The organism is Nostoc sp. (assembly GCF_036917395.1).
Classification (GTDB): domain Bacteria; phylum Cyanobacteriota; class Cyanobacteriia; order Cyanobacteriales; family Nostocaceae; genus Nostoc.
This window is the reverse complement of record NZ_JBALDI010000060.1, coordinates 183,861-190,584: the sequence shown is the minus strand read 5'-3', so window position 1 is coordinate 190,584 and position 6,724 is coordinate 183,861. Positions and strand designations below refer to the sequence as shown.

The following is a 6,724-nucleotide window of genomic DNA, read 5'->3' as shown; positions in this document are numbered from 1 at the left end:
GCCATCTTCTTGACGTTTGATTGTAGAATAGTAAAAATTAAGCACTCTAATTAGTCACATAAATAGAGTCATCGAGAAAGGTTTAGATGGGCTATTATTTAACTTTTATTTAACTTTAAGATTAATACTACCCACATTCCATTAGAATATACGCCATCTTCTTGACGTTTGATTGTAGAATAGTAAAAATTAAGCACTCTAATTAGTCACATAAATAGAGTCATCGAGAAAGGTTTAGATGGGCTATATCAATCGGAGGATACTTTAGATGGAAAAATTCAAATTTATAAAGCAGAAAAACAGGAAGTTTTAGAAAAAATAGGAGAAGCCAGTGGGCGCGATGTCAGAATCCATCTATTGGCAAGTCTTTAATAGCCAAGTTGAATCAGCTAATCGAGTCATCGCACTTTATGAAAATTTCCTAGAACAGCAGGAAAAAGCTCACAACGAAACTCTGGAACAACGTGAGGCTGAAAAGATGTGGATTTACCAAAAGCGCCAAGAACTTGAGCAGATACAGAATCAGCTAGAAATCATTCTCAATAAATGCAGCATTGTTTAATCGCATTCCTTTTGTTGCTAATCTCGCCTCATGATCAGCCAGACTGCTTTTAAATGTGATTACCGATTTATCAACTCAAAACCACGAGCATATTGCTAATAAAATTCACTTCTAGTCAAATGCCAGTGCGGGAAATTAGGTCGTCAAGGGATTTGTAAAGACACTTGATACAGAAGGTGTCCGATCGCCTCATAATGAAGAAAGATTAAGCAGATTCTCAGAAAACTCTCAATGAGCCAGACTAGTCTAAATTTAGTTGCAATATCCATCTTTCTCATGACCCTATCAGTACTGCTGGGGCCATTCTTAAACTTATCGCCAGCAGTACCGGCACTTGCTACCTTCACCATCTTAGGCATAGCCACGTTAGATAGTTTCAGCTTGCAAGGCAAGGGTGGTACTATCTTTTTAGATTGGATTGCTGGTTTTTCAAATGAACACCGCGATCGCATCGTCCACCACGAAGCAGGGCATTTTTTGGTTGCTTACCTGTTAGGTATTCCCGTTACTGGTTACACCCTCAGCGCTTGGGAAGCCTGGAAACAGGGGCAATCTGGGCAAGGCGGCGTTAGCTTTGATGATGGCGAATTAGCATCTCAACTAAAAGTGGGTAAAATCAGTGCCCAAATGCTAGACCGCTACTGTACTGTTTGGATGGCGGGTATTGCTGCTGAAACCCTAATTTTTAATAATGCTGAAGGTGGATCTGATGATAAAAACAAGCTGATAGGAGTATTGACAATTTTGGGCTTTTCTGAATCACTTTATCAGCAGAAACTGCGGTTTCATACCCTCCAGGCAAAAACCCTACTGCAAGAAAATTGGTCTAGCTACGAAGCTTTAGTTAATGCCATGCGACAACGCACTTCGGTAGAAGATTGTCATGTTGAGTTAGGAGTAGGGAATGGGGAGTAGGTAGTTCACGAAGAAACAGCTTTCAAACGTGAGACATGAGGTATGTAGTTCGAGTTAATAACCCGATTACGCCCAGCAGTTTTAGCCTGTAAGAGACATTGATCGGCACGATACAGCAGACTCTCTCCTTGATCATCATCCTCAGCTTGCAGACAGGCTGTGCCCAGACTAATGGTGATATTAATTGTCAGTTTATTGCTGAGTGCAAATGGTTTGTCGCTGACTAAGCGATTGAGACGACGGGCCACTAATAGTGCTTCCTCATCGGTAGTGTCAGCCAGAAGAATCACAAATTCTTCGCCACCATAGCGAAATGCTGTGTCTTGAGAGCGCAGATTGTGTTGCAGACGTTGACACAGCAACTGCAAGACGCGATCACCTACTAAATGCCCATGAGTATCGTTAACTTTCTTAAAATGATCTATATCCAGAATAATTAAACTCAGGGAAGTTTTTTGAGTTCTAGCTGTTTTAATTTCTCTGGGTAAGTCCCATGCTAAAGCGCGACGATTTTTTAATTCTGTCAAGGAATCGGCTAAGGCGATCGCTGATAAAATATCATTTGTCCGAATCAAATCTTGGTATTTTTGCGCTTTCCGCAAGCCAACAGTTAATTGAGCAAGTATTAAACCGTGGTTAGCGGTCAACTCTGCTAAGGTATAGTCTGTTTTTTTTTCAATAAGATACCAAATATAAGCATCGGCTCCTTGCTTTAATGCCGCAGCACTCATCTCTAATTCCCTTTGCCAACCATACTTATTTCTATCAGTAAGCTGCTGGGGACGATCCTCAAACAGAATACAGTATATCCAGGATAGTTTTGTCTGCTTTTTCAACCAACTGCACAGTTTCATACTGCCATCCAGGCTAGCCTGCACAAATATTATATCGGGGGGCGTCATTTGAATTTGTGACACTGCCTGATTAAGATTGTCTATAACTTCTACATTAAAAGCAGTCGCATAACGGATCTGATCTGGAAGTGTAGCGATAAAATTATTCTTTCCAAAGACCAGAATAGAAATATTTTTTGCTTTGTTTTTTATCATATTTAAATTCTCAAGAGATTAACTTAGTAAAACTTGCTGGGATTGTTGCTTAATACTAAATATGATATTTTGACTGAGTTATGTTTCTTGATATCTCGTTTTTGTGACACTAAATTCACAATAAATTTCCAAGTTCAATATCCTCTTAAAACTTGACATTTATTACTAGACTTTCTAAAAGCTTCACTTCTGACAACTAATGTCTTCTTTAGAGAATGTTTTTAAATCAGTAAAACTACTGAATATTATTTGCTTGTCAAAAAACCCTTACAGTAGTTTCTTAAATGTTATTTTTCTGAGGTAATTACCAAAATAAATAGTTTGTAATAACTGTCACATTAGGTCACAATTTTTCTTTCTAAAAAGAAAAATAAATTATAAAAGCCAATATTTTCTCATTGAATTAAAAATATTATTACCCATAGAACACTTCAGCCTTTTTCTTTAATGAATCGGCTTTTATCGAGTATCAAGGTAGGGATTGAATTGCAAAAAAACGCGACTCAAATAGTCAGCAAAACTCGCTTCTACTAAGGTAGGTAGCTTTGTGGGACTAACATCCTTACAGATAAAAATTTACAATTTAAGTAAGGTCTGAACCCAAGTATCACAATGTGTTAGAAGCTGAGACAAAATGTCTTAGCTTAACCTTAATCTGTGTTTGTCAACTTAATTCACATCTTTTTTAATTTACCCCAACATCATAAATCTAGAAAACAAAGCTAAATAAAAAAACTCCATGTCAAAATCTACCCCTAATATGGGAATATTAGTTTAATTCCGCCTGAAGAAAGGGTCGAAAAATATAAAAAATTTTGTTAGCATAGCCTGAGATATTAAAATCTAAACTTTTGTGAAAAGCTAGAATCAGATCAATAACCTTCAACAGCGTAACCAGCAGCAACAATTACCTGTTTGATTGACTCCTCAGAAGCTGCGGATTCTACCGTGACAGTTTTAGCATTAACATCGACATCCACCTTGGCTTCAGGTTCCATAACGTGGATGGATTCAGTAATTGTTTCTGCACATCCCTCACAAGCAATATTTGATACTTTCAGCTTTAGTGCCATTTGTTACCTCATTAGGAAGATTTTAAATCATTTCTTAAGCATTGATCTTAGCCATCAAAATGCGCTCCTGCATCCTACTAAAGTAAGGTAGTGGTGTAAAAGCATCACACTAACTGTATATAACTTATCGACTGATACAATTCGCTAGCACTAATATGAAACAAAATGCAAGAATATATAAAGCTATTTATGAAAATACACCTACCTAGTGCCGCTACGCCCAAGTCTAAAGTCTAAAGTTAAAAACACCCATGTCTTCAAATCCTCAGTACCTAAGCGGTAACGAAATTCGCAACATATTCCTCGACTTCTTTGCCCAACGGAAACACCAAATTCTCCCAAGTGCCTCCCTCGTGCCAGAAGACCCAACCGTGCTGCTGACGATCGCGGGGATGCTACCATTTAAGCCAATATTCTTGGGGCAGCGCACACCAGAGTTTAAGCGGGCTACGACTTCGCAAAAGTGTATCCGTACCAACGACATCGAAAACGTCGGACGCACCAAACGGCATCACACGTTTTTTGAGATGCTGGGCAATTTCAGCTTTGGTGATTATTTTAAAGAACAAGCGATCGCTTGGGGTTGGGAAATCTCCACACAAGTCTTTGGCTTTTCCCCCCAAAATCTCGTCGTCAGCGTTTTTGAAGATGATGATGAAGCTTTTGGTATCTGGCGTGATCAAATCGGTGTGCCGATAGCGAGAATTAAACGCCTGGGCGAAGATGATAACTTTTGGGTATCTGGGCCGACTGGGCCTTGTGGGCCTTGTTCAGAAATATATTATGACTTCCACCCAGAACGCGGTGACGAAAATATAGATTTAGAAGACGATTCCCGGTTCATCGAGTTTTACAACCTCGTTTTCATGCAATATAACCGGGATGCTTCCGGCAATTTAACGCCGCTGCAAAACAAAAACATCGACACCGGCATGGGTTTGGAGAGAATGGCGCAAATCCTCCAAAAAGTGCCCAATAACTACGAAACTGACCTAATTTTCCCAATTATCCAAACAGCAGCGCAAATTGCTGGTGTTGATTACCACAAAAGTGATGAAAAAACCAAAGTCTCTCTGAAAGTCATTGGTGATCACGTTCGTTCAGTTGTCCACATGATCGCTGATGAAATTCGCGCTTCCAACGTGGGACGGGGTTATGTGCTGCGGCGATTAATTCGGCGCGTGGTGCGTCATGGGCGATTAATTGGGATTTCTGGCGAATTTACTACCCAAGTTGCCGAAACTGCGATCGCTCTTTCTGAATCAGCTTACCCCAATGTGCGCCAACGGGAAGCAGCAATTAAAGCTGAGTTGCAACGGGAAGAATCCAATTTCCTCACGACTCTCGACAGAGGTGAAAAACTGCTAGATATTATCATTCAAACCAAAACAGTAGATTTGCCAGCAAATTCATCTCCAAAAGTTTTACCATCGCCAATTGATGCTGAAGCTTCTGCTCAATACAGGGAGATGAAGAATAAAAATAAATCTCCAGGGTTATCCTTAATTAATCCTGAAGATGCCTATCGGATCACTGGAGATGAAGCTTTTACCTTGTATGATACCTACGGTTTCCCTCTGGAACTTACCCAAGAAATCGCAGAAGAACATGGACTAAAAGTTGATGTTGAGGGTTTTAGTGCAGAAATGGAAAAGCAGCGAACTCGCGCCAAGGAAGCACACGAAACCATCGACTTAACTGTACAAGGTTCCCTCGACAAATTAGCAGAAAACATCCAAGCCACGGAGTTCTTAGGCTATACCCAACCTGCGGCGACTGCGAAAGTTGAAGCGATATTAGTAGAAGGTGTTTCTCAAGAGGAAGCAGAAGCGGGGACACAGGTGCAAATTGTCCTTGACAAAACGCCATTTTATGCTGAATCTGGGGGACAAATCGGCGATCGCGGTTATATCTCTGGTGATGGTATTCTAGTCCGGGTGGAAGATATGAAGAAAGAATCTGATTTCTTTATTCACTTCGGACGCATCGAACGCGGTACACTGCGCGTCGGTGATCATGTTACAGCCCAAATTGATCCAGCTTGTCGGCGTCGCGCCCAAGCTAACCATACTGCAACGCACCTGTTGCAAGCGGCGTTGAAGAAAATTGTTGATGATGGCATATCTCAAGCTGGTTCCCTAGTTTCCTTTGACAGGTTGCGCTTTGACTTCAACTGTCCCCGCGCGTTGACAGCAGAGGAAGTGCAACAAATTGAGGAACAGGTGAACACTTGGATTGCTGAAGCACATGCTGCAAAAGTGGAAGTATTACCTTTAGCAGAGGCGAAAGCTAGGGGTGCTGTTGCCATGTTCGGCGAAAAATACGGCGAGGAAGTGCGGGTGATTGACTTCCCTAGCGTATCAATGGAACTGTGCGGTGGAACCCATGTGAGTAACACGGCTGAAATTGGCGTGTTTAAGATTATCTCAGAAGCTGGCGTAGCTTCTGGGGTGCGGCGCATTGAAGCTGTTTCGGGGCCGGCAATCCTAGATTATCTCAACCTTCGGGATAAAGTAGTTAAAGATTTGAGCGATCGCTTTAAAGTTAAACCCGAAGAACTACCAGACAGAATCACAAGTCTGCAAAGCGAACTCAGAACCAGCCAGAAGGAACTGGAAACCTTGAAGGTACAGTTAGCGATCGCAAAATCTGACAGCTTGTTGCAAACAGCCCAAACTGTAGGCGATTATAAAATTATTGTCGCCCAATTAGAAGACGTTGATCCAGAATCATTGAAAACCGCAGCCGAACGCTTGCTGCAAAAAATCGGTAATGGTGCAGTGGTGCTGGGTTCTGTTCCTGAACCAGGAAAAGTTAGCATAGTTGCAGCTTTTAGTCAAGAAGTGAACAAAAAAGGTTTGCAAGCTGGTAAATTTGTAGGTGCGATCGCTAAAATCTGCGGTGGCGGTGGCGGTGGAAGACCGAACTTAGCCCAAGCAGGCGGACGCGATGCGAGTAAATTACCAGAAGCCTTGGAACAAGCACAAAGTGAGTTAAAGTCCGCGTTGGGCTAACCATCTTCCTCACTTTAAGAATTACTCCCCTTCCCTTGCAAGGAAGGGGCTGTTCTTGTTAGGTCTATATTTAACTCAACCCAAAAGCGCTATTAGACATGAAATGAATAC

General features: G+C 41.3%; 5 protein-coding genes. 3 read left to right on the top strand and 2 right to left on the bottom strand.

Going from position 1 to position 6,724, the window contains the following annotated elements:
* Positions 1-340: 340 nt before the first annotated feature.
* Together V7K46_RS21525 and V7K46_RS21520 are read left to right on the top strand one after the other, a co-directional pair.
* Entirely contained in the window at positions 341-562 is a 222-nt protein-coding gene (locus tag V7K46_RS21525; protein ID WP_335116633.1) for a hypothetical protein, read from the top strand.
* 231 nt (positions 563-793) lie between these two features.
* Positions 794-1,477, top strand: coding sequence for an ATP-dependent Zn protease (locus tag V7K46_RS21520; RefSeq protein WP_335116631.1), 684 nt, complete (start codon positions 794-796; stop codon positions 1,475-1,477).
* A 5-nt stretch (positions 1,478-1,482) separates the two neighbouring features.
* On the opposite strand, the gene V7K46_RS21515 is transcribed toward V7K46_RS21520, so the two are convergent.
* Both V7K46_RS21515 and V7K46_RS21510 read right to left on the bottom strand, forming a co-directional pair.
* A complete protein-coding gene (locus V7K46_RS21515; RefSeq protein WP_335116629.1) occupies positions 1,483-2,526 on the bottom strand; it encodes a GGDEF domain-containing protein in 1,044 nt (347 codons plus the stop codon).
* An 872-nt stretch (positions 2,527-3,398) separates the two neighbouring features.
* Entirely contained in the window at positions 3,399-3,599 is a 201-nt protein-coding gene (locus V7K46_RS21510; RefSeq protein ID WP_273764090.1) for a heavy-metal-associated domain-containing protein, read from the bottom strand.
* A 251-nt stretch (positions 3,600-3,850) separates the two neighbouring features.
* On the opposite strand from V7K46_RS21510, the gene alaS reads away from it, so the two are divergent.
* On the top strand, positions 3,851-6,613 hold the full coding sequence (gene alaS / locus V7K46_RS21505; RefSeq protein ID WP_335116627.1) for an alanine--tRNA ligase: 2,763 nt from the start codon (positions 3,851-3,853) through the stop codon (positions 6,611-6,613).
* Positions 6,614-6,724: the final 111 nt, after the last annotated feature.

Coding starts and splice junctions, on each gene's coding strand:
- V7K46_RS21515 (WP_335116629.1), bottom strand. CDS start 2,526: ATGATAAAAAACAAAGCAAAAAATATTTCTATTCTGGTCTTTGGAAAG.
- alaS (WP_335116627.1), top strand. CDS start 3,851: ATGTCTTCAAATCCTCAGTACCTAAGCGGTAACGAAATTCGCAACATA.
- V7K46_RS21520 (WP_335116631.1), top strand. CDS start 794: ATGAGCCAGACTAGTCTAAATTTAGTTGCAATATCCATCTTTCTCATG.
- V7K46_RS21525 (WP_335116633.1), top strand. CDS start 341: ATGTCAGAATCCATCTATTGGCAAGTCTTTAATAGCCAAGTTGAATCA.
- V7K46_RS21510 (WP_273764090.1), bottom strand. CDS start 3,599: ATGGCACTAAAGCTGAAAGTATCAAATATTGCTTGTGAGGGATGTGCA.